This is a genomic window from Streptomyces sp. NPDC007863 (assembly GCF_040633895.1).
Classification (GTDB): Bacteria; Actinomycetota; Actinomycetes; order Streptomycetales; family Streptomycetaceae; genus Streptomyces.
The window spans coordinates 350555-371567 of sequence record NZ_JBEYEI010000004.1 but is presented as its reverse complement, the minus strand read 5'-3'; the positions used below and the strand labels follow the sequence as shown (position 1 = coordinate 371567).

Genomic DNA, 21013 nt, shown 5'->3' with positions numbered 1-21013 from the left:
CGGCGAGCTGCGGGCGGGCATCCTGCCAAAGCCCGCCCCGAAGATCCAGCCGGGGGCCGTCACGGCCCGCCGTCGGCGCCCGCCGGAAGTTGTTCGCCAACTCGGGAGTGTTGTTCACTCGTTCGGGTGGCGGAGCGGCCGATGCCCGTCCCCTGCCGAGAAGCGCTGGAATGGTCGGAAGCCGTACCAGGGGTGGGGGCGGAACCTCGTGACCGGCCGTCACCTCTGCTGTGTGGGCGGACGAGTCAAGAATGCGAGCACCGGTGCAGAAGAAGCGGCCTCGGAGCATGAACGGCGCGCGGAGCCAGACCCCCGGTGAGCCGCCGAACCCCGGCACCCCGCCGACCACTCCCGGCGCCACGCCGAGCACCTCCGGCACCCCGGCGACCGTCCCCGGCACCACGCCGAGCGCGGGAAGCACACCCTCCGCAGGCGCCTCCGCCTCCTCCGGTGCGCCCGTTTCCTCCGGCGCCTCCGCGCAGACCCCCGGGGGCCGTTCCAAGCGCGTCCGCACCCGCCTCGTCGCCGGTGTCGCCCTCGTCGGCGTCATCGTCCTCGGCGCCGGCGCCCCCGCCGTCCTCACCGCCTACGACGAGCTCGACGAGTCCCGGCGCCTGGTCACCCTCGCCGAGCTCGACCGGCAGGCCGTCACCCTCGCCCACTCCCTCGCCGACGAGCGCGACGAGGTCGTCGCCTTCGTCGCCGCCGGGCGCGAGGAGCAGACCGGCCCCAAGAAGAACCGGCGGGTCCTCACCCCCGCCAAGTCGGCCCGCGTCGACCGGCAGATCGACGAGATCCGCCCCGCCGCCTCCGACGCGCTGCGCCGCGAGCTCGCCGGCCTCGCCTCCGTCCGCCGCGCCTCCGTCACCGGCAAGGGCACGGCCCTGGAGGCCCACAAGGCGTACAGCGACGTCATCGCCTCCCTCCAGGCGCTCGCCGACGAGCTCGCCGAGCGCACCCCGCCGCGCGCCACCGACCCCGGCGTCACCGGCACCACCCGGGCCCCCGCCGACCTCGGCCGCGCCGTCGAACAGGCCTCCTCCGCCCGGGGCCTGCTGCTCGCCGCGCTCGTCACCCCGCAGCCCGAGTCCAGCGGCGAGCTCCGCTACGACGCCACCACCGGCACCTACGTCGCCGACGAGCCCGAGGGCAAGGAGGAGGCCGAGCGCGCCCGCGACCTGCTCAGCGCCGCCGCCCAGCAGGCCCGGGTCCGCGAGCTCGCCGCCCTCGGCGACTTCGACCGCTCCGCCGGTCCCGGCGCCCGCGACTCGCTCGCCGCGACCGTCACCGGGCCCGAGGTCAAGACCGCCGAGCTGGCCCTCGGCCGGCTCACCGACCAGCCCGCCCTCACCGAGGCCGAGACCCGCACCTCCCCGTCCGCCCTGGACGCCGCGCTCTCCGCCCGGATCGAGCAGATGCGCGGCGTCGAGTCCTCCCTCGCCGCCAAGCGGGTCGAGCGGCTCACCGCCCTGCGCGACGACGACGTCACCGCCCTCGAACTGCGCCTCGCGCTCCTCGGCGGCTGCCTGCTGCTGGCCGTCGGCGTCTCCACCTACGTCGCCCGCACCCTCACCCGGCCGCTCTCCGTGCTCCGCCGCGGCGCCGCCCGGCTCGCCGCCGCGCCCGAGCCGGCCACCGAGGAAGCCGTCCGCTTCACCGGCCGCAACGACGAGTTCGCGCAGGTCGTCCGCTCCCTCAACACCCTCCACGGGCAGCTCGCCGCCCTCTCCGCGCACACCGGCCGGCTCACCGGAGAGCGTGCCGGACTGGTCGCCGCCCAGGAGGCCGCCGAGGCCGGACTCGCCGCCCAGCGCGCCGAGCTCCAGGGCCGGATCGCCCTCCTCACCGCCGACCTCGAACGGCTCCGGGACACCGTCCACCACACCTTCGTCAACCTCTCGCTGCGCAGCCTCGGCCTCGTCGACCGCCAGCTCGCCGTCATCGAGAAGCTGGAGGAGCGCGAGCAGGACCCGGACCGCCTCGCCACCCTCTTCAAGCTCGACCACATGGCGACCGTCATGCGCCGCCACAGCGAGAACCTGCTGGTCCTCGCCGGTCACGAGCACGTCCACGGCCACGCCGGCCCGGTCCCGCTCGTCGACGTGCTGCGCGCCGCCGTCAGCGAGATCGAGCGGTACGAGCGGGTCACCATCCAGTCGCTGCCGCCGCACGCCCAGCTCGCCGGCTTCGCCGCCGACGACCTCAGCCACCTCGTCGCCGAACTCCTGGAGAACGCCACCTCGTTCTCCCCGCCGGACGCCGAGGTCCAGCTCTCCGGCTGGCTCCTGGAGACCGGCGAGGTCATGCTCTCCGTCCAGGACTCCGGCATAGGGATCCCCGAGCACCGGCGCGCCGACCTCAACGCCCGGCTCGCCGCCGCCGACCCCGAGGCCTTCGAGGGCGAGGGCCTCGGCATGCGGGTCGTCTCCCTGCTCGCCGCCCGCCACGGCGTCGGCGTCGAGCTGCGCGATCAGAAGCCGGGCGGCACGGCCGCCGTCGTGGTGCTGCCGCTGCCGCTGCTGCCGACCGCGCCGCCGGCCGCCGTCGCCGAGCCGGTACGGATCGCCGGCACCGGCCCCGTACCGGTCCTCCACCTCCCCGGCTCCGAGGCCGAGGCCAACTCCAACGCCCTTCCGTCCCGCACCCGCGACCCGCTCGTGGAAGCGGCGGAACGCGCCTTCCGCGAGGCGCACCCCGAAGCAGCGGCGACGGAGCCCGAGCCCGAGCCGGCGTACGAGGCCGAGCCCGAGTCGGCGTACGCGCCCGAGCCCGAGCCGGCGTACGCGCCCGAGCCCGAGCCCGCGGCGTACGCGCCCGAGGCGGTGTACGCGCCCGAGCCGGAGCCGTATCGGCCCGAGGCGGCGCCCGCCCCCGAGCCGTACGAGCCCGTCGAGTCCGTCGCCGAGACCACCCTCCAGGTGCGGCTCCCCGACCCGCCGCCCGAGCCGGACGGCCACGAGCGGGCCGCCGAGCCGCCGGTCGCGGCCGTGCCGGAGCAGGCGGGACCGGCGGACGAGGCACAGGTGCCGGGGCCGCGCCCCGCGCAGTGGGAGCGGGTGACCGAGAAGGGCCTGCCCAAGCGGACCCCCCAGGTCGTCCGGACGCCCTCCGCGCCCTCCGCGCCCCGCCAGGGCTCGGTCGACGCCGAGGCGCTCCGCCGCAGGCTCGGCGGCTTCCACCAGGGCGCCGTGGCCGGACGCCGGGACGTCGAGGCGGAGATAGCCGCCGGGAGCACCACGCGCACAGAGGAGATGACGGGGGACACAGTCGAGGAGGCACGCAGTTGACCGCCACGGGAACGAGCACCACGAGCACGACCGCGCCGACCGGCGCCTACGGACTGAGCACGGAGGCCCGCAACCTGCAATGGCTGCTGGGCAATCTCGTGGAGGAGGTGCCGGGCGTCCGCTCGGTCGCCGTCGTCTCCTCCGACGGGCTCCTGCTGCTCTCCTCCGACCCCGAGGAGCGCCCCGGCGCCGCCGGTGACGGGCACGCCCGCGCCCGGGGCCCGCGCGGCTCCAGCGCCGACCTGGCCACCATCGTCTCCGGCATCGGCAGCCTCACCGTCGGCGCCGCGCGCCTGATGGAGGGCGGCGGGGTGAAGCAGACCATGGTCGCCATGGAGGAGGGCAGCGTCTTCGTCATGTCGATCAGCGACGGCTCGCTGCTCGGCGTGCACGCCGAGCCCGACTGCGACATGAGCGTCGTCGCGTACCACATGGCGCTCTTCGTGGGCCGGGCCGGACACGTCCTCACCCCCGAGGTCCGCAGCGAACTCCGCAAGACGATGGAGAGCCACCGGTGACCTCGCTGACTGCTGCGGGCCACCGGCTGCCGGTACGCGGCGAAGGACGGCGCCCCGCGCGCGTGCGCCCGTACTCGCTGACCGGCGGCCGCACCCGCTTCGGACACGTGCTGCTCGTCGAGACCTTCGTGGCCGCCCTGGAGGCGCCGCTCGCCCGCAAGGTCCTCACCGACGGCGGCCCCGGCGCGCGCGGGCTCATGCCCGAGATGCGCGCCATCGTCGAGATATGCCGCCGGATGCGGACGGTGGCGGAGATCTCGGCCCTCCTCAAGATGCCGTTGGGTGTCGTCCGGGTGCTGCTCAGCGACCTGGCCGACCAGGGAAAGATCCGCGTGTACGGGACCGGTCACGACACCGGCCAGCCCGACCGCGCGCTCCTCGAAAGGGTGCTGAGTGGACTCCGCCGTCTCTGACGCCACCGCCGTCGACACCGCCGTCGACACCCCCGCCGCCGCTCCGGCGGAGACCGTGCCCGCCACGATCCCCGCCCAGCCCGGGCCCGCCGGGGAGTCCGATCCGGCCCGGGAGTCCGATCCGGCCGGCGCCGTCGATCCGGCCGGGAGGCCCGCATCCGTCGGGGAGCCCGATCCCGAGGACGGCGCGCAGGACTGGCAGCTCGACCACTCCCGCGCCCCGATCGCCACGAAGATCGTCGTCGCCGGCGGCTTCGGCGTCGGCAAGACCACCTTCGTCCGCGCGGTCTCGGAGATCACCCCGCTCCAGACCGAGGCGCTGATGACCCGGGCGAGCGAGGAGACCGACGACCTCACCGCCACGCCGGACAAGATCACCACCACCGTGGCGATGGACTTCGGCCGCATCACCCTCGACAACGACCTGGTGCTGTACGTCTTCGGCACGCCGGGACAGCAGCGCTTCTGGTTCATGTGGGACGACCTGGTGCGCGGCGCGATCGGCGCGATCGTGCTCGCCGACACCCGTCGGCTCACCGACTGCTTCCCCGCGCTCGACTACTTCGAGAGCTGCGGCCTGCCGTACGTCGTCGCCGTCAACCACTTCGAGGGCACCGAGCGGTTCGAGCCGGAGGACGTCAGGGAGGCCCTGACGATCACCGCCGACGTCCCCGTGGTGATCATGGACGCGCGCAAGCGCTACAGCGTCGTCGAGACGCTCCTCGCCATGGTCGAGCACGCGCTCTCCGCCACGCCCGAGTAGCCGCCCCCTCCCCCCCCGTACTCGCGTCATCGCGTTCTCGCCAGGAGCACCACCCATGCGGAAGATACTCATAGTCGGCGCCGGACAGTCCGGTCTCCAGCTCGCCCTCGGCCTGCAGTCCCAGGGGTACGAGGTCACCCTGATGTCGAACCGGACGGCGGACGAGATCCGCTCCGGCCGCGTCATGTCCACGCAGTGCATGTTCGACACCGCGCTCCAGCACGAGCGCGACCTCGGCCTGAACTTCTGGGAGTCCCAGGCCCCGCGGATCCAGGGCCTCGGCGTCTCCGTCGCCGGCCCGGAGTCGGCCCGGGTCGTCGACTGGGTCGGGAAGCTCGACGGCTACGCCCAGTCCGTCGACCAGCGCGTGAAGATGGCCGGCTGGATGGAGACCTTCGCCCAGCGCGGCGGACAGCTCGTCATCCACGGCGTGGCCGTCGGCGACCTCGACTTCTTCGCCCGCCGCTACGACCTGGTGCTCGTCGCCGCCGGCAAGGGCGAGCTGGTCTCCATGTTCGGCCGGGACGCCGAGCGCTCCGCGCACACCGAGCCGCAGCGCGCCCTCGCCGTCGCGTACGTCAACGGCCTCGGCCCGCGCCCCGAGCACCCCGACTTCGACGCGGTCCGCTGCAACCTCGTGCCCGGGGTCGGCGAGCTGTTCGTGATGCCGACGCTCACCACCGGCGGCCGCGCCGACATCCTCTTCTGGGAGGGCGTCCCCGGCGGTCCCGTCGACGCCTTCCGGGGCGTCAAGGACCCCTCCGAGCACCTGGCGCTCACGCTGGAGCTGATGGAGAAGTACACCCCCTGGGAGTACGCGCGCGCCACCAAGGTCGAACTCACCGACGCCTGCGGCACCCTGGCGGGCCGTTACGCCCCCACCGTCCGCAACCCCGTCGGCCACCTGCCGGGCGGCGGCCTGGTCCTCGGCGTCGCGGACGTCGTCGTCGCCAACGACCCGATCACCGGGCAGGGCTCCAACTCCGCCGCCAAGTGCGCCGCGGCGTACCTCGACGCCATCGTCGAGCACGGCGACCGGCCCTTCGACGAGGCGTGGATGCGCTCCGCCTTCGACCGCTACTGGCGGACCGCCGAGCCCGTCACCAAGTGGACCAACGCGATGCTGGCGCCGCCGCCGGAGCACGTCCTGAACCTGATCGGCGCGGCCGGCGAGCTCCAGCCGATCGCCGACCGCTTCGCCAACGGCTTCGACGACCCGGCCGACTTCGAGAACTTCTTCTTCGAGCCGGAGAAGGCCTCCGCCTATCTGGCCTCGCTGACCCCCGGCGCCTGATCCGGGGACACCCCCTCGCCGTCGTACCCCTCGTCCGACCCCTCCCGAGCACCGTCCGGGAGGACGGGCGGGGTGTACGACTCCAGGGGCGCCCCGCCCGGGTCCGGCCGTACGGCCCCGAGCAGCGGGTTCGCGGCGACGGGGGAGACCTTCACCCGGGCGCCCGGGCGCGGGGCCTGCACGACCAGGCCCTCGCCCAGGTAGAGGGCCACGTGGGTGGCGCCGGGGAAGTACACCACCAGGTCCCCGGGCCGCAGGTCGTCCAGGCCCACCCGGGGCAGCCGCGCCCACTGCTCCTGGCTGGTGCGCGGGATCTCCCGGCCGGCCGCCGCCCAGGCCCGCTGGGTGAGTCCCGAGCAGTCGTACGTCTCCGGCCCCTCGGCGCCCCATTCGTACGGCTTCCCGAGCTGCCCGACCGCGAAGCGCAGCGCGTCGGCGCCCGCCCGGGTCGGCGTGCGGGCGGGGCCGAGGACCCCGGAGTCGAGGAGTTCGCGCTGGGCGCCGGCCGTCTGCTCGCGCTCCAGCTCGGTGAGGCGCGCGAGCTGCTCGGGGGTGAGCGCGGCGAGCAGCGCCTCGACCTCCGCGAGCTTCTTCCGCACCTCGTCGCGGCGGGTCCGCTGGCGTGCGGCGAGGGTCCGCTGCCGGTCGAGCGCGGTCCTGGAGGCGCCGGCCAGGCCGGCGGCCCGGCGCTCGGCGGCGCGCAGCCGGGGGAGGGCGGCGGCCCGGTCGCGGGCGGTCCGGTCGAGGAGGTGCCGGGCGTCGAGCGCCGACTGGGGGTCGGGGGCGAAGAGCAGCCGCAGTGGGGAGGCGTACGAGGTCCGCCCCTGGTACTGCTCGCGGGCGAGCCGTCCCGCCTCGGCCCGCCCGCGCGCGAGGGCGGTGCGGGCGGACTCCAGGTCCGCGGCGAGCCGGCGGGTGTCGGCCTGCTGCACCTTCAGCGCCTCCTCGGCGGCGTTGAACCGTTCCGTGGCCTCCTCCGCCTCCCGGTAGAGGGTGCGCAGCCGGGTGAGCAGCGTGGCCACGGAGCCCCCGCCGGCGGGCGGCAGGGCCGCGGCGTCGTCGACCGCCGTCCCCTCGGCCTCGGCCGCTTGGGCTTCCGCCACCTGGGCTTCGGCCGCCTGCGCCTCGGCGTCCGCCACGCTGTCCGGGTCGACCGGTCCGACGGGTTCCGCACCGGGGTCCGCGAGGGCGAGGGGCGCGAGGGTCGCGGGGGGTTCGGGCAACGGTGGTGCCGGTGCGGCCACCGCCGGGCCGGTCAGGGCCGTCAGGGCGGCCAGGGCTCCCGTACAGACCGTGCGCAGCAGCCTTCGCGACACGTCACCACCACCTCCAGAGCGGGCTCCGGAGGCATCATGGCGCGTCAATTCATCCGATTACCGTACGGTTCGGGGCGCGGCGCCCGGCATCACCCGTTCGGCTTCGACCACGGCCACTTCAGCTCGCGCCGCTCGCGGCCCTCGGGGGCGTACTCGTAGACCCAGCCGCGCTGGAGCCCGAGCCGCCGGGTGTGGCCGGCGGGCTCGCGGCGGTACGTGTAGAGCATGGGCGGCCGGCCGTCGTGGGCCGGGACCGGCACCTCGTACCACTTCGGCGGGTGTCCGGTCGCGCCGAGCAGGATGGGCAGCACCCGCCCGTCGAGGGGGCCGCCGCGGAAGGGGGTGTTCTCGCTTCTCACCCCACCAGTCTCCCCCGGCCGCGCCCGTCGCGGGAGGTCACAGCAGGTGCGCGGCCTCGCCGGCGAGCGGCGCGAGCCGCCGGGCCAGGTCGGCGACGGGCCCGTCGGCCCGCTCCTGGGCGAGCAGCCGCCGGACGACCCCGGTGGTCTCCGGGTCGCGCGCGGAGCCCGCCGCCAGGACGGCGACCAGGTGGTCGACCAGCCAGTCGCGCAGCTCGGCGGCGGACGGCCGCTTGCCGTCGTCGAGCCAGATGAGCGAGGCCGCCTCGACCGCGGCGATCCAGGTGCGGACCAGCATCGCGAGCCGCGGGCCCGGCCGCTCGGCGCCCAGGTGCAGGAAGATCTGGCCGGCGGCGGCCCGCCGCACCTCGTCCACGATCGAGGTGGTGTTGGAGGTCTCGACGACGCTGCCGCCGCGCAGCAGCGCGCTGAAGCCGGCGTCGTGGCCGTCCACGAAGGCGAGGTAGCGGTCGAGGACCCGGCCGAGCCGTTCGGTGGGCGGCCCGTCCTCGGGCTCGGCGAAACAGCGGTTCAGGGCGTCGGCGGAGGAGCGCAGCGCGGCCTCGTACAGCTGCTGCTTGCCGCCGGGGAAGTAGCGGTAGACCAGGGGCCGCGAGACCCCGGCCGCCTCGGCGACGTCGTCGAGCGACACGTCCTCGGGCGCCCGGTGCGCGAAGAGCCCCAGCGCGGCCTCCAGGAGCTGGCCGCGCCGCTCCTCGACACTGAGCCGGCGGTACGCGGGAGAGGCGCTCGTCATGGCGGCAGCGTAACCCCGCCGCCTCCCCCTCCGGATCCCCATCCGCCCACCCCTCACCGGACCCGGGGCCCGGTCCCTCACCCGACCCGGGGCCCGGTCCCGCACCGGACCTGGGCGTCCGGGCTCGCGCCGGATCGAAGTCCGGGGCGCCGGCCGGCGCCCGCCCCGGAAGGTGGCGGCGGGGGGTTCAGGCCAGGAGGCCGGAGGAGCGCCAGAGGCGGCGGCCGGGGCCGCGGAGGACGCCGATGTCGTCGAGGAAGTCCGTCAGGCGCTTGGCGCCGGACTGCATGACCTCGCGGCGGTGGCCGCTCGCGCGGACCTCGGCGACCGCCTGCCGGCGGTCCAGGCCCACCGCGTCGTACACGGCGGGGTTGACGAAGCAGGTGGAGAAGACGCGGGCGGCCTCGCCGCAGCTCAGCCGGGTGAACTCCCGCTCCCAGCGCGGCGCCGTCACCATCTGGCGGCGCAGCTCCTCGCGGGCGTACCGGACGTGCCGGGCCTCCTCCACCACGTGGATCCGGGTCACCCCGCGTACCAGCGGCTGGACCCGCTCGTCCGGGAAGGTCAGCCGCTGCATCCAGTCCAGGATCTCCTCGCCGAGGAGGGTCGCGGCGAAGGAGCCGGGGGTGGTGGAGACGGTCTTCAGGACGCGGCCGAGGTTGTGGTAGACCCGCGGCACCGGGTACTCGCCGGTCCCGCTCTTCCGGATCAGCCGGGCGAACATCATCGAGTGCCGGCACTCGTCCGCGATCTCGGTGAGTGCGTAGCCCACGTGACTGCCGGTCAGCGGCTTGTCGTAGACGTGCCGGACGAGCAGCTGCATCAGGATGATCTCGAACCAGATGCCGAGCGAGGCGAGCGACGCGGCCTCGTGGCGGGAGAGGTCGATCCGCTGCTCCTCGGACATCCGGCGCCACAGCGGGGTGCCGTAGAGGGAGACCAGCTCCGGCGGCCAGTACCACGTGGCGGCCTCGAAGGGCGCGTCCCAGTCGAGCTCGGTGTCGGGGTCGTACGAGTGCTTGCGGGAGGCCTCCAGGAGCCTTTCGGCGAGCCGCTCGCGGTCGCGCAGCGGCCCGAGCGCGTCCCGCAGCCGGGTGAAGTCGGGCTCGGTGTAGGGGCTCATGGCGGGGGCACCTCGCTGGCATCGAACTCGGGGTTACCGTCGGTCACTTGCTATCAGACTGCCCGTCAGCAAGCCCGTCAATCCCTCGTGCGCGACTTGTTGACGCTTCGTACAGCAACGTGTGAGCCTGCTGGAGGCGGCAGGACGCCGGTGGCCGAAGGAGTGGTCGATGTCGACGCACGAGCTCTACGTGAACCCCCCGTCCGGACCCGGCCGGCAGATCCCGGCGACCGGCGACGCCCGCTTCTCCTGGGAGTACGACATGGCCGGCGCCGGCCGTGAGCGGCTCCTCGCCCTCTACCAGAAGGGCAAGGACAAGCAGTGGGACGGCGCCCGCCGCATCGACTGGGAGCTGGAGGTCGACCCGTACGACCCGCTCGGCACGCCCGACGAGGCGCTCGCCCTGTACGGCACCCGGCACTGGGCGAAGCTCACCGAGAAGGACAAGGCCGACCTGCGCCGCCACTACGCGGCGTGGAACTTCAGCCAGTTCCTCCACGGCGAGCAGGGCGCCATGGTCTGCGCCGCGCGGATCGTCGAGTCCGCGCCCGACCTCGACGCGAAGTTCTACTCCGCGACCCAGACGATGGACGAGGCCCGGCACGCCGAGATCTACGGCCGCTTCCTCCACGACAAGGTCGGGATGTTGTATCCGATCAACGACGACCTCCAGACGCTCCTCGACGACACCCTGCGCGACTCCCGCTGGGACATGCCCTACCTCGGGATGCAGGTGCTCATCGAGGGCCTCGCCCTCGCGGCCTTCGGCATGATCCGCGACACCACCGACAAGCCGCTGCCCAAGCAGATCCTGGCGTACGTCATGCAGGACGAGGCCCGGCACGTGGCCTTCGGGCGGATGGCCCTGCGCGACCACTACAAGCAGCTCACCGACGCGGAGCTGCGCGAGCGCGAGGAGTTCGTCATCGAGGGCTGCTACCTCATGCGCGACCGGCTGCGCGGGGTCGAGGTCCTGGAGAACTTCGGCATCCCGCGCAAGGAGGCGGAGGAGTTCAGCGAGCGGAACGACTTCCTGCACCTCTTCCGGAAGCTCCTCTTCAGCCGGATCGTCCCCTGCGTCAAGGACATCGGCCTCTGGGGCGAACGCCTCCAGAAGGCCTACCTCGACATGGGCGTCTTCGACCTCGGCGACTCCAACCTCGACCTCCTCATGACCCAGGACGAGGAGATCGCCGAACGCCTCGACGCCGAGCGCTTCGCCACGGAGGAGCGCGCCCGGGTCGCCGAGGTCGCGGAGGCGATCGCGGAGGGCGCGAAGGAGTGACCGCCGACGCCCGACGGGGCGCCGAGGTCCCGGGTCAGCCCGTCCCGCGGGTCCGGGTGCCGCCGCCAGGCGCCCCTCGGGGCGTGGGCGGACCGGCGGCCGGGGCCTCGCCCGGGCGGGCGGCCGGCGCGCCCCGGGTCCGCGTCGGCGCCCCGGGCGCGCCGCGCGGGCCGGCCGGCGGCGTCGCCCCGGAGGGACGCGCGCCGGGCGCCCCGGGCGTGCCGCGTGCCTCCGCCTCCAGGCGGATGGCCTCCCGCATGACGTCGCGGGCGATCGGGGCCGCGCTGCCGCCGCCGCTGATGTCGGTGCGGGCGGCCTCCGCGTCCTCGACGACGACCGCCACCGCGACCGCGGGCCGGCCCGAGTCCTCGGCCTGGGCCCAGGCGATGAACCAGGCGTACGGGGTCCCCGTGTTGCCGAAGCCGTGCTGCGCCGTCCCGGTCTTGCCGCCGACCCGCGCCCCGGGGATGGCCGCGTTCGTGCCCGTGCCCTCCTCCACCGCCTTCACCATCAGCCGCTGGAGCTGGAGCGCGGTCGAGGGGCTCATCGCCTGCCGGTAGGGGCGGCGCGGGGTGCGGTCCACGGTCGTCCCGCCGGAGGTGGTCGTCCGGTCGACGAGGTACGGCCGGGCGATCTCCCCGGTGTTGGCGACGGCCGCCGCCACCATCGCCATCTGGAGCGGCGTCGCCGTCGTGTCGAACTGCCCGATCGACGACAGCGCCAGCTGGTCCGGGCTCATCTCCCGGTCGAAGTTGGACTTCGCCACCCACGACGGCACCCGCAGCGTGGTGTCGTCGAAGCCGAACCGTTCCGCCGTGTCGACCATGCCCTCCAGGCCGACGTCCACGCCGAGCCCGGCCATCACCGTGTTGCAGGACCACTGGAGGGCGTACGCGAGCGAGGCGTCCTCGCAGCCCCGGGCCTCGTTCGGCAGCACCTGCCGGGTGCCGGGCAGCACGAAGGGGTCGGGGGTGTCCGTCGGCGCGTCCACGTCCCGGACGACCCCGGCGTCCAGCGCCGCCGCCGCGGTCACGATCTTGAAGGTGGAGCCGGGCGGATAGGTCTGCCGCAGCGCCCGGTTGAGCATCGGCTGGTTGGGCGAGGTGGTCAGCCGGGCCCAGGCGTCCTTGACGTCCGCCCCGGTGCCGGAGAGGACGCCGGGCTCGTACGAGGGGGAGGAGACGAGCGCCAGGATGCGGCCGCTCGACGGTTCGAGCGCGACGACCGCGCCCCGCTTCCCGTCCAGCCCCCGGTAGGCCGCCTCCTGCATCGACGCCCGGATGGTGGTCACCACGTCGCCGCCGGGGGAGCGGCCCCGGGTGAACTCGTTCCACAGCGGCAGCGGCGCCAGCATCGGGTCGGTGCCGGCGAGCAGCGCGTCCTCGGCGTGTTCGAGCATCGTGGTGCCGTACGTCTGGGAGGCGTAGCCGGTCACCGGCGCGTACAAGGGGCCCCGGCGGTAGGTCCGTTCCCAGCGCAGCTGCTGCCCGCTGTCCCGGGAGCCGGTCACCGGTTTCCCGTCGACGACGATCTCGCCGCGCGGCTCGGCCCAGCGGGCGATCGCGTTCCGCCGGTTGGCCGGATTCGCGTCCAGCTCCCCGGCCTCGACGAGCATCACCCGGACCGCGTTGACCAGCAGCGCGACGAGCAGCAGGAGGCAGAGCGCGGCGGCCCGCCGGATGTACCGGATCACCGGCCCGCCTCCCGCACCGGCCCGCGGCCCGCCTCCACCCGCGCCAGTTCCCCGGTGTCCGCGCTCTCCGGCTGCGGCGCCCGCGCCGAGTCGCTGACGCGCACGAGGAGCGCGACGATCACCCAGTTGGTCACCACCGACGAACCGCCCTGCGCGAGGAACGGCATCGCCATGCCCGTCAGCGGGATCAGCCCCATCACGCCGCCCGCGATCACGAAGACCTGGAGCGCCACGATCGAGGCGAGCCCGACCGCGAGCAGCCGCCCGAAGGGGTCCCGCAGCGAGAGCCCGGCACGGTAGCCGCGCGCCACGAAGAGCGCGTACAGCAGGAAGAGCGCGGCGAGTCCGACGAAGCCGAGCTCCTCGCCGGCCGTCGCCAGGATGAAGTCCGACTTGGTGGCGAAGCCGATGAGCACCGAGTGCCCGAGGCCGAGCCCGGTGCCGAGCATCCCGCCGGCGGCGAAGGCGAAGAGCGACTGGGCGAGCTGCCCGGGCCCGTCGCCGGCCCGGATGGAGGCGTACGGATCCAGCCAGTCCTGCACCCGGCTGTGCACATGCGGCTCGACGGAGCCGATGAGGAAGGCCCCGGCGGCGGCGAGCAGCAGCCCGATGGCGATCCAGCCGGTGCGGCCGGTCGCCACGTACAGCATGATCACGAAGAGGCCGAAGAAGAGCAGCGAGGTGCCGAGGTCCCGCTCCAGGACGAGGACGCCGACGCTCAGCAGCCAGATCGCCACGATCGGCCCGAGCACCCGCCAGGTCGGGAACTGGAACCTCCAGATCCGGCGCCCGGCGTAGGCGAGCGCGCTGAGGTTGGCGGAGAGGTACGCGGCGAAGAAGACCGCGAGGAGGATCTTCGCGAACTCGCCCGGCTGGAAGGAGAGCCCGCCGATCCGGATCCAGATCCTGGCCCCGTTCACCGCCGGGAAGAAGATCGGCAGGATCATCAGCGCCAGCGCCGTGGCCACGCAGACGTACGCGTACCCCTGGAGCGCGCGGTGGTCGCGCAGCAGCAGCACGACCACGATGAAGAGCGCGACCCCGAGCGTCGACCACACCAGCTGCGTGGTCGCCGCCTGGTCGCGGGGCGTCTCCAGGTCGAGCCGGTAGATCAGCACCAGGCCGAGCCCGTTGAGCAGCACGGCGATCGGCAGCAGGAGGGGGTCCGCGTACGGCGCCCGGAACCGTACGGCGAGGTGCGCGAGGAGCGCGAGCAGGCCGAGCCCCGCGCCGTACCGGGCGGCGTCCGGCGGCACGGCCCCGTCGTGGGCGAAGCCCACCTCGGCGTAGCCGCAGACGGAGATCAGGACGGCGCCCAGGAGCAGGACCAGCTCCACGCCGCGCCGTTTCGGGTCCCGGACACCGGGCGGCGACACGGCCGGGGAGGCGTCCGGGATCCGAGGTGCGGTCATGCTCGGCAACGTAGCAAGCCATATGCCGTATGTCCCTTTTGTGTGACGGTGTGCCGTGACGGCCGTTCATCCCTCGGGGCCGTCGTCGGTGAACCGCACGTACTCCGGCAGCCGGATCCGCGCCTCCGCCCCGCCGCCCTCCGGCGCGCTGCCGAACTCCAGCTCCGCCCCGATCACCTCGGCCTGCCCGACCGCGATCGTCAGGCCCAGACCGTGCCCCTTGCCGCCGCTCTCGGTGCGGAAGCGCTGCGGGCCGGAGCCGAGGAGGTACTCCGGATAGCCCGGCCCGTGGTCCCGCACCGTCACCGTCGCCCCGTCCACGGTCACCACCACCGGCGGCCGGCCGTGCAGGTGGGCGTTGGCGACCAGATTGCCCAGGACCCGTTCGAGGCGCCGCCGGTCCGTCTCCACCGCCGCGTCCCGCACGATCCGCACCTCGGTCTCCGCGCCCGAGGCGCGCACCACCCGCTCGACCAGCGGCCCGAGCCCGTGCACGGCCAGGTCGACCGTCTCGTTGCGGGCGTCGAGCCGGGAGATCTCCAGGAGGTCCTCGGTCAGCCCGCGCATCGCCCGCACCCGGTCCCGTACGAGCTCCGCGGGCCGCCCCTCCGGCAGCAGCTCGGCGGCGGCCGACAGGCCCGTCAGCGGAGTGCGCAGCTCATGGGCCACGTCCGCGGTGAACCGCTGCTCGCTCTGGAGCTTGCCCTGCAGCGAGGAGGCCATCGTGTCGAGGGCGCCGGAGACCGTCGCCACCTCGTCCTGCGGGCGCCGGGGGTCCTTCGTCCGGGGGTCGTCCACGCGCGCGTCCAGGTCGCCGGCGGTGATCCGGCGGGCCACCTGCGCGGTGGCGTGGAGCCGCCGGGTGACCCGGGTGACGGCGGCGACGCCGACGGCCAGGGTCGCCGCGATGGCCAGCACGGAGGAGCCGACGATCGACCGGTCGAGCGCGTCGATCGTCCCCGCGCCCACGCTGTGGTCGACGCGGACGGCGAGGGCGTGCCCGTCCGCCGGGCCCGCCGCCCACATCGTCGGCCGGCCCTCGTGGTCGGCGATCATCGTGCCGCGCTCGCCCCGCGCGGTCAGCCGCCGCAACGGCTCCGGCAGCCCCGCCGGGTCGAGCCCGGCGAACGGCGGCAGCGGCTCGCCCGCCTCGTACGACCGGGTGACCTCCACCAGCCGCGACAGCGCCTTCTCCCGCGCGTCCCGCACGGTCTGCCCGGTCACGGAGACGTGCACCAGCGTGCCGAGCAGGGCGGCGAGCGCGCAGCACATCACCGCGATGAAGACCGCGGCCTTCCAGGTGAGCGTCGCGGTCCAGGCGGGCGCGCGGGGCCGGCGCGCACGTCGCGGCGTCACGAGGCCGGCTCCGGGGAGGCCGTACGGGGGGAGGCGGGGGCCGTGCGGGGCGAGCCCGGCGAGACGGCGCGGGGCGTGCCCGGGGTGGCGCGGGGCGAGCGGGTGGCGCTCCCCCGTACGGGCACGATCTCGTCCCGGGCCGGCAGCATGCTGTGCTGCCGCTCGTCCCACGACCAGGCGGTGCGGTACTCGTACCCGGGAATCCCCGCGGAGGCGGCCCGCACGATCAGGTCGTGCCCGGCCAGCTCCACGCTGACCACCTGGTCGACGGTGGACATGATCAGGGTGAGGCCGCCGTCCTCGGCGAGGTACACCCGCACGGCGACCTGCTGTTCCGGCATCCGGATCCCGACGATCAGCTCGTCCCGGCCGTTCCCCGTGAGGTCCCGGTAGTACGGCGAGAGCACCGGGCACTTCGCCGGCGCGGTGTCGCAGGCGAGCACCGCCCGCGAGGTCTCCGCGTACAGCCCGTCCGCCCCGGTGTACGTGTCGGGGTGGGCCGCCACCTCGGCGCGCACCACCGCGACCGGATCCACGGTCCGCACGTCGGCGCCCCGCACGGTGATTCCCGGGACCCGCTCGGTGTCGGTCTCGCCGTAGTCGACCGGGGGGTCCGAGGCCGGCGGCAGCTCGGGCCAGAGCCGTACGGGCCCCACCGCCGCCTCCGTCGGCCCGTCGCTCACCAGCCCGCCCTGCCCGCCGCACCCGGCGAGCACCGGGAGGGCGCCCAGCACGAGGACGGCGGCGAGCCGGACGGTACGGGGTCTCACGCTGCTCCTCGAATGACGACCGTTATTGCACAGAACGATAAGGGGTGTCCTTTATCGGTCGATTGTCGTCACCGGTGCGGGAGGGAACTAGTTCCCCCGGAGGCCCCGCAGCTCCATCCGGGCCAGGGCCGCCCGGCAGAGGGTCAGCAGCTTCTCGTCCTGGTGGACGTCATGGCTGCCGGAGGCGCCCTCGCGGGCGTTGTGCCGGCGGCGGCGGGTCAGCTCGGTGAGGATCGGCAGCTGCGCCGCCGACGCGGCCGGGCCCATCTCGGCGAGGCACTCGACGATCTCCACGCGCGCGTGCCGGTTCTCCTCCCAGGCCGCGAGCAGCACCGGAAGCGTCCGCTCCGTCTCCCCGGACACCCGCCACAGCGCCGCCGCGCACCGCACCCGCTCCCACAGGTCACGGGACGTCAGCCCCGGGCGCAGCGCCCGCGCCGCCCCGGCCGCCGCCGGGCCGATCGCGCCCAGCGCCTGCGCCGCCGCGCACCGGTCCGCCCCCGAGGAGCCGGGCCGCAGCCACCGCACCAGGACCGGCACCACCGCGTCCGCGTCGCCCTCGACCGTCCACAGGGCGCGCGCCGCCGCCGTCGAGACCGCCGCCGTGCCGGAGCCGAGCAGCTCCCGCAGCTCCGGCACCGCCTCCCGGGCCGCGGGCCCGAACGCGCCGAGGGTCCGCGCCACCGCCTCCCGCACGCACTCCCGCCGGTACTCCGGCGCCCCGCGCAGCACCCGCAGCACCTCCGGCAGCGCCTGGCCGCCGCGCACCGCCGCCAGCGCGTACAGCAGCGGGCCCGCCCGGTCGTACAGGTCCTCGTCCAGCTCCACCGCCGCAAGGCGCCGCCGCAGCAGCGGCGCGAGGCCCGCCGCGGCCGGTCCGAGCCCGTCCACCGCGTACAGCAGCTCGCGCCGCACCTCGCCGGGCCCTTCGAGCGCCCGCGCGAGCAGCGGCACCGCCCGGCTGTCGCCGGACCGCGCGAGGGCGAGCAGCGCGCCGTCCCGCCCGGTCCGGCCCGTCAGCCGCCCGAGCCCGCCGGCGGTCGTCGCCGACGCCCCGGCGGCCCGTGCCGTGAGGACCGCGGCGAGCGCGTCGGCGGCCGGGGCGCCCAGCTCGAAGAGGCGCTCCAGGAAGGAGGTGGCGGCGTCCCGGAGCCGCGCGTCCGGATCGGCGAGCTGCGCGCCGACGAGCGCCACGACCTCCTCGTACCGCCCCCGCCAGAGCCGTATCAGCCCCCCGCACAGCCAGATCGCGTCCGACCGCTGGCCCGGGTCGGGGCTGCGCAGCTGCGCCAGGATCAGCGCGATCCGGTCGTCCACCCGGTCGTCGAGCGCCCCATGCAGGGTGCGCAGCAGCTCCTCCGTCCACGGCGTCCGCCGGCCCGCCACGTGGTCCTCCAGGAGCTCGCGCACCTGCCCGACCAGCGTCACCGGCACCCGCGCGGGCCCCGAATCACAGCCCCCGTCCTCCGGCTCCGGGCGCGGCGCCGTCCGGATCTCCTCCAGGAGCTCGGTCACCCACCGCACGATGTCCTGCGGGATCCGCCCCGGCGCGCAGCGCGCGAGCTGCGCGAGGGCCGCGAGCCGCAGCCCCGGGTCCTGCGCCGCCCGCGCCAGCCACGCCAGCCAGTCGACGGTCTCCGCGCGCAGCGAGGCGTGCCGCAGCGCGATCCGCCCCACCGCCGCGACCAGCGCGAGCCGTACCTCCGTGTCCGGCTCCACCGTGAGCCGCTCCCGCAGCAGGGTCAGGACGAGCGCCGGGTCCGGGTGCAGCGACGCCAGCGCCACCGGCGCGGCCAGCCGCGCCTCGGGGTCGGGGCCGTCGAGCAGCCCGAGGAAGACGTCGGCGCCGGCGGCGACCGCGGCGGCCGCCATCGCGAAGTTCGCCGCGGGGACGAACTCGGCGTCGTCCGGCCCCGGTCCGGCGGGTTCGTCCAGGTCGTCGTCCTCGTCGTCCAGCTCGATACCGCCGATGCTGGTGAGCAGTTCGACGATGGCGCCGCGGTCCTGCACGGCGGGGTCGGCGACGAGTTCCAGGAGGAAGGGGATGCAGGCGAGGGTGGAGTCGTAGACGTCGCCCTGGTGGTGGACCGCGCCGTACATGCCGTCGAGGGCCGCCTCGCGCTCCGCGGGGTCGGGCGAGGCGAGACCGCGCAACAGCTCCGGCACGTCGTCCGCCGGGCCGTAGGCGTGCCCCAACGACGCCCAGTCGACCTCCTCGATCCCCGTCAGCATGGCCAGGCCGCCTTCCCCGTGAGCGCTTACCAGGCAGCAAGTGTGCACCAACGGACCGACATCGACGCCGAACAGGCGTCACGCACCGTGCCGAGGGCTGACGTTGCGCTCGGTTTGCGCCATGTACGGGCCGTGGTCCGGCCGTTGCGGACGGTACACGCGCGTGCGCGGGGCGACGGGCGGTACACGCGCGTGAGACGAGGAGACGAGGGGTACGCGCGCGCGTGTGGGCGGGGCTGCGAGGGGGTACGCGCGCGTGCGTGTGAGCGCGGTGGCGAGGGGGTGCACGCGCGCGCGTGGGGCGACGGGCGGCACGCGCGCGTGAGGCGGGGCGACGGGAAGTGCGCGCGCGTGAGGCCGAAAGACGAGGGGTACGCGCGCGTGGGCGGCGGGCGTGGGCGGGCGGGCGTGGGCGGGGTGCGTGGGCGGGGCGACACCGCAGAGGGTCCCCGGCCTCGCTCCCGTTCGCCGCGATCCCCCCCGATCCCCCCCGATCCCCCCCGATCCCCCCCGATCCCCCCCCGCCCCCCCCGATCCCCGATCCCCTCGGGTCACACCCCCTCCCCCCGGAGCCGTACGAACGCCGGCGCCCCGTGCCGCCCCGCGACCTGCCGCAGCTCCACCGCCGCGGGCCGCGCGATGCGCAGCACCGGCCCGTGTTCGGGATCGGTCGCCGCGGTCACGCCGCCACCCCGCGCGGCGACCGCGGCGGCGACCTCCCGGGCCTGTGCCGGGGTGAGCCGGGGCGTGGTCGTCAGGGTGCGCCCGTCCGCGAGCCGCACGAGCAGCGCCCGGGGCCGGTCGGCCGGCCCGACGAGCCCGATCAGCTCCGCGTCCACGGTCTCCGCGTGCCGGACCTTCCGCCAGGACCAGGTGGAGCCGGGGCGGTACGCGGAGTCCAGGCGCTTCGCGACGATCCCCTCCACGCCCGCGTGCCGCAGGTCCCGGAACCAGCCGCGCGCGGTCTCCTCGTCCTCGGTGGCCAGCACCCGCTGGAGCGGCGGGCCCGCCTCGCTCAGCGCCGTACCGAGCAGCTCCCAGCGGTCGCGCAGCGGCAGCGCGCGGACGTCCCGGCCGGGCACGGCGAGCAGGTCGAAGGCGATGTACGAGACCGGGATCCCGCCCCGTACCCGGTCGGCGTGCGAGCGCAGCAGGTCGGTGAAGCTGATCCGCCCCTCGCGGTACGCGCAGAGCTCGCCGTCCAGCACGATCCCGGGCGGCAGCCGCCCGGCCAGCGCCGCCGCGATGTCCGGGAAGTCGGCGGAGAGGTCGCGCCGGGACCGCGACTGGAGCACCACCCGCCCGCCCTCCAGGACGAACGCGAGCGCCCGGAACCCGTCGAGCTTGAGGGAGTACTGGAGCTCCCGGGGCGGCGGCGCCTGCGGGGGAAGCGCGTCGGCGGACCGCGGCCGCATGACGTCCACGGGCGGCGGGAGCACGACCCCGCCCCCGGCCGCCGCCCCGCCCCCGCGCCCCGCGTCCCCCTTCCCGCCCGCGCCGTTCACGGCACGCCGCCGGCCCGGCCAGGGTCGAAGAGGGGGTCGAGCAGCTCCCCGTACCGCTCCAGACGTGGCGCGATGTCGCCCATCACAAAGGCGAGGTCGTCGGGGGCGGCGCAGGCCTCGACCTCCTCCCAGGTGACGGGCGCGGAGACGGTGGGCCGCGCGCGGGCGCGGAGGGTGTAGGGGGTGGCGGTGGTCTTGGCGGCGGCGTTCTGGCTGTGGTCGACGAAGACCTTCCCGGCGCGCAGTGCCTTCGCCATCCGGTGCGTCACGAGCCGTGGAAGCTCCGCCTCCGCCTCGACGGCGAGCCGCTTGGCGTAGGCGGAGACCGACTCGGACGGCGTCGGCACCACCGGGACGAGCAGATGGAGCCCCTTCGCCCCGGAGGTCTTGGCGAAGGCCTCCAGGCCGTCCGCGGCGAGCCGCTCCCGCAGGTGGAGCGCGACCCGGCAGCAGTCGACGACCGTCGCGGGCGCCCCCGGGTCGAGGTCGAGCACGAGCCGGTCGGCGACGGCGGGGGAGGAGACCGTCCACTGCGGGGTGTGGAACTCCGGGACCAGGTTGGACGCCCACACCAGCGACGGCAGGTCCTGGATCATCACCTGCCGGGCCCGCGGGTCCTCGGTGCGCGGCACGGGGGTGGTGGCCACCCAGGCGGGCGTACCGGGCGGCGGATTCTTGGTGAAGAAGAGCTGGCCCCCGGGCCCGTCCGGATAGCGCAGGAAGGAGACGGGCCGGTCGCGCAGGTGCGGCAGTATCGCCGCCTCGACGGTGGCGTAGTAGTGCAGCAGCTCGCCCTTGGTGGTGCCGGTGGCCGGGTGGATGACCTTGCCGAGGTTACTGAGCGTGATGCGCCGCCCCGCCACCTCTGTGATGGGCGTCATACGATGAGACTCCCACGTTTCCCGCCATACCGGCACGAAGGGAATGAAC

General features: G+C 75.2%; 17 protein-coding genes. 6 read left to right on the top strand and 11 right to left on the bottom strand.

Going from position 1 to position 21013, the window contains the following annotated elements:
- Positions 1 to 287 precede the first annotated feature (287 nt).
- From ABZ621_RS08925 to ABZ621_RS08905, 5 genes are read left to right on the top strand one after another with little or no spacing between them, the layout of a single operon-like run.
- Positions 288 to 3287 carry a nitrate- and nitrite sensing domain-containing protein gene (locus ABZ621_RS08925; protein WP_360602173.1) on the top strand — a complete coding sequence of 1000 codons (3000 nt, stop codon included), beginning with the start codon at positions 288 to 290 and terminating at the stop codon, positions 3285 to 3287.
- Positions 3284 to 3805, top strand: coding sequence for a roadblock/LC7 domain-containing protein (locus tag ABZ621_RS08920; protein WP_360602171.1), 522 nt, complete (start codon positions 3284 to 3286; stop codon positions 3803 to 3805). The genes ABZ621_RS08925 and ABZ621_RS08920 overlap by 4 nt, the downstream gene beginning before the upstream one ends.
- On the top strand, positions 3802 to 4218 hold the full coding sequence (locus tag ABZ621_RS08915; RefSeq protein WP_169086847.1) for a DUF742 domain-containing protein: 417 nt from the start codon (positions 3802 to 3804) through the stop codon (positions 4216 to 4218). The genes ABZ621_RS08920 and ABZ621_RS08915 overlap by 4 nt, the downstream gene beginning before the upstream one ends.
- A complete protein-coding gene (locus ABZ621_RS08910) occupies positions 4199 to 4981 on the top strand; it encodes an ATP/GTP-binding protein (RefSeq protein WP_360602168.1) in 783 nt (260 codons plus the stop codon). The genes ABZ621_RS08915 and ABZ621_RS08910 overlap by 20 nt, the downstream gene beginning before the upstream one ends.
- Positions 4982 to 5036: 55 nt before the next feature.
- Entirely contained in the window at positions 5037 to 6275 is a 1239-nt protein-coding gene (locus tag ABZ621_RS08905) for a styrene monooxygenase/indole monooxygenase family protein (RefSeq protein WP_360602166.1), read from the top strand.
- Here the strand turns inward: ABZ621_RS08905 and ABZ621_RS08900 are convergent.
- From ABZ621_RS08900 to ABZ621_RS08885, 4 genes are all read right to left on the bottom strand, one after another.
- Positions 6245 to 7591, bottom strand: coding sequence for a C40 family peptidase (locus ABZ621_RS08900; RefSeq protein WP_360602164.1), 1347 nt, complete (start codon positions 7589 to 7591; stop codon positions 6245 to 6247). The genes ABZ621_RS08905 and ABZ621_RS08900 overlap by 31 nt on opposite strands.
- Before the next feature lie 89 nt (positions 7592 to 7680).
- A complete protein-coding gene (locus ABZ621_RS08895; protein WP_360602162.1) occupies positions 7681 to 7950 on the bottom strand; it encodes a hypothetical protein in 270 nt (89 codons plus the stop codon).
- Positions 7951 to 7987: 37 nt separating this feature from the next.
- Complete coding sequence (locus tag ABZ621_RS08890) at positions 7988 to 8707, bottom strand: TetR/AcrR family transcriptional regulator (RefSeq protein ID WP_360602160.1); 720 nt, start codon at positions 8705 to 8707, stop codon at positions 7988 to 7990.
- A 187-nt stretch (positions 8708 to 8894) separates the two neighbouring features.
- Complete coding sequence (locus ABZ621_RS08885) at positions 8895 to 9830, bottom strand: diiron oxygenase (protein ID WP_360602159.1); 936 nt, start codon at positions 9828 to 9830, stop codon at positions 8895 to 8897.
- Between the two features lie 169 nt (positions 9831 to 9999).
- On the opposite strand from ABZ621_RS08885, the gene ABZ621_RS08880 reads away from it, so the two are divergent.
- A complete protein-coding gene (locus ABZ621_RS08880) occupies positions 10000 to 11115 on the top strand; it encodes a ferritin-like domain-containing protein (RefSeq protein ID WP_360602157.1) in 1116 nt (371 codons plus the stop codon).
- A gap of 34 nt (positions 11116 to 11149) precedes the next feature.
- Here the strand turns inward: ABZ621_RS08880 and ABZ621_RS08875 are convergent, their stop codons facing one another.
- The 7 genes from ABZ621_RS08875 to ligD form a co-directional block, all read right to left on the bottom strand.
- Entirely contained in the window at positions 11150 to 12808 is a 1659-nt protein-coding gene (locus tag ABZ621_RS08875; RefSeq protein WP_360602155.1) for a penicillin-binding transpeptidase domain-containing protein, read from the bottom strand.
- On the bottom strand, positions 12805 to 14220 hold the full coding sequence (locus tag ABZ621_RS08870; RefSeq protein WP_360602153.1) for an FtsW/RodA/SpoVE family cell cycle protein: 1416 nt from the start codon (positions 14218 to 14220) through the stop codon (positions 12805 to 12807). Before ABZ621_RS08870 ends, ABZ621_RS08875 begins: the two co-directional genes overlap by 4 nt.
- 66 nt (positions 14221 to 14286) lie before the next feature.
- Entirely contained in the window at positions 14287 to 15576 is a 1290-nt protein-coding gene (locus ABZ621_RS08865) for a HAMP domain-containing sensor histidine kinase (RefSeq protein WP_360602151.1), read from the bottom strand.
- Positions 15573 to 16346 (bottom strand): hypothetical protein, encoded by a 774-nt coding sequence (locus ABZ621_RS08860; protein WP_360602149.1) that lies wholly within the window; start codon positions 16344 to 16346, stop codon positions 15573 to 15575. Before ABZ621_RS08860 ends, ABZ621_RS08865 begins: the two co-directional genes overlap by 4 nt.
- A gap of 87 nt (positions 16347 to 16433) precedes the next feature.
- Entirely contained in the window at positions 16434 to 18578 is a 2145-nt protein-coding gene (locus tag ABZ621_RS08855) for a PBS lyase (RefSeq protein ID WP_360602147.1), read from the bottom strand.
- A gap of 551 nt (positions 18579 to 19129) precedes the next feature.
- Positions 19130 to 19993, bottom strand: a complete 864-nt coding sequence (locus ABZ621_RS08850; protein WP_360602145.1) for a DNA ligase — start codon at positions 19991 to 19993, stop codon at positions 19130 to 19132.
- A gap of 86 nt (positions 19994 to 20079) precedes the next feature.
- Positions 20080 to 20964, bottom strand: coding sequence for a non-homologous end-joining DNA ligase (gene ligD / locus ABZ621_RS08845; protein WP_360602143.1), 885 nt, complete (start codon positions 20962 to 20964; stop codon positions 20080 to 20082).
- Between the last annotated feature and the right edge of the window lie 49 nt (positions 20965 to 21013).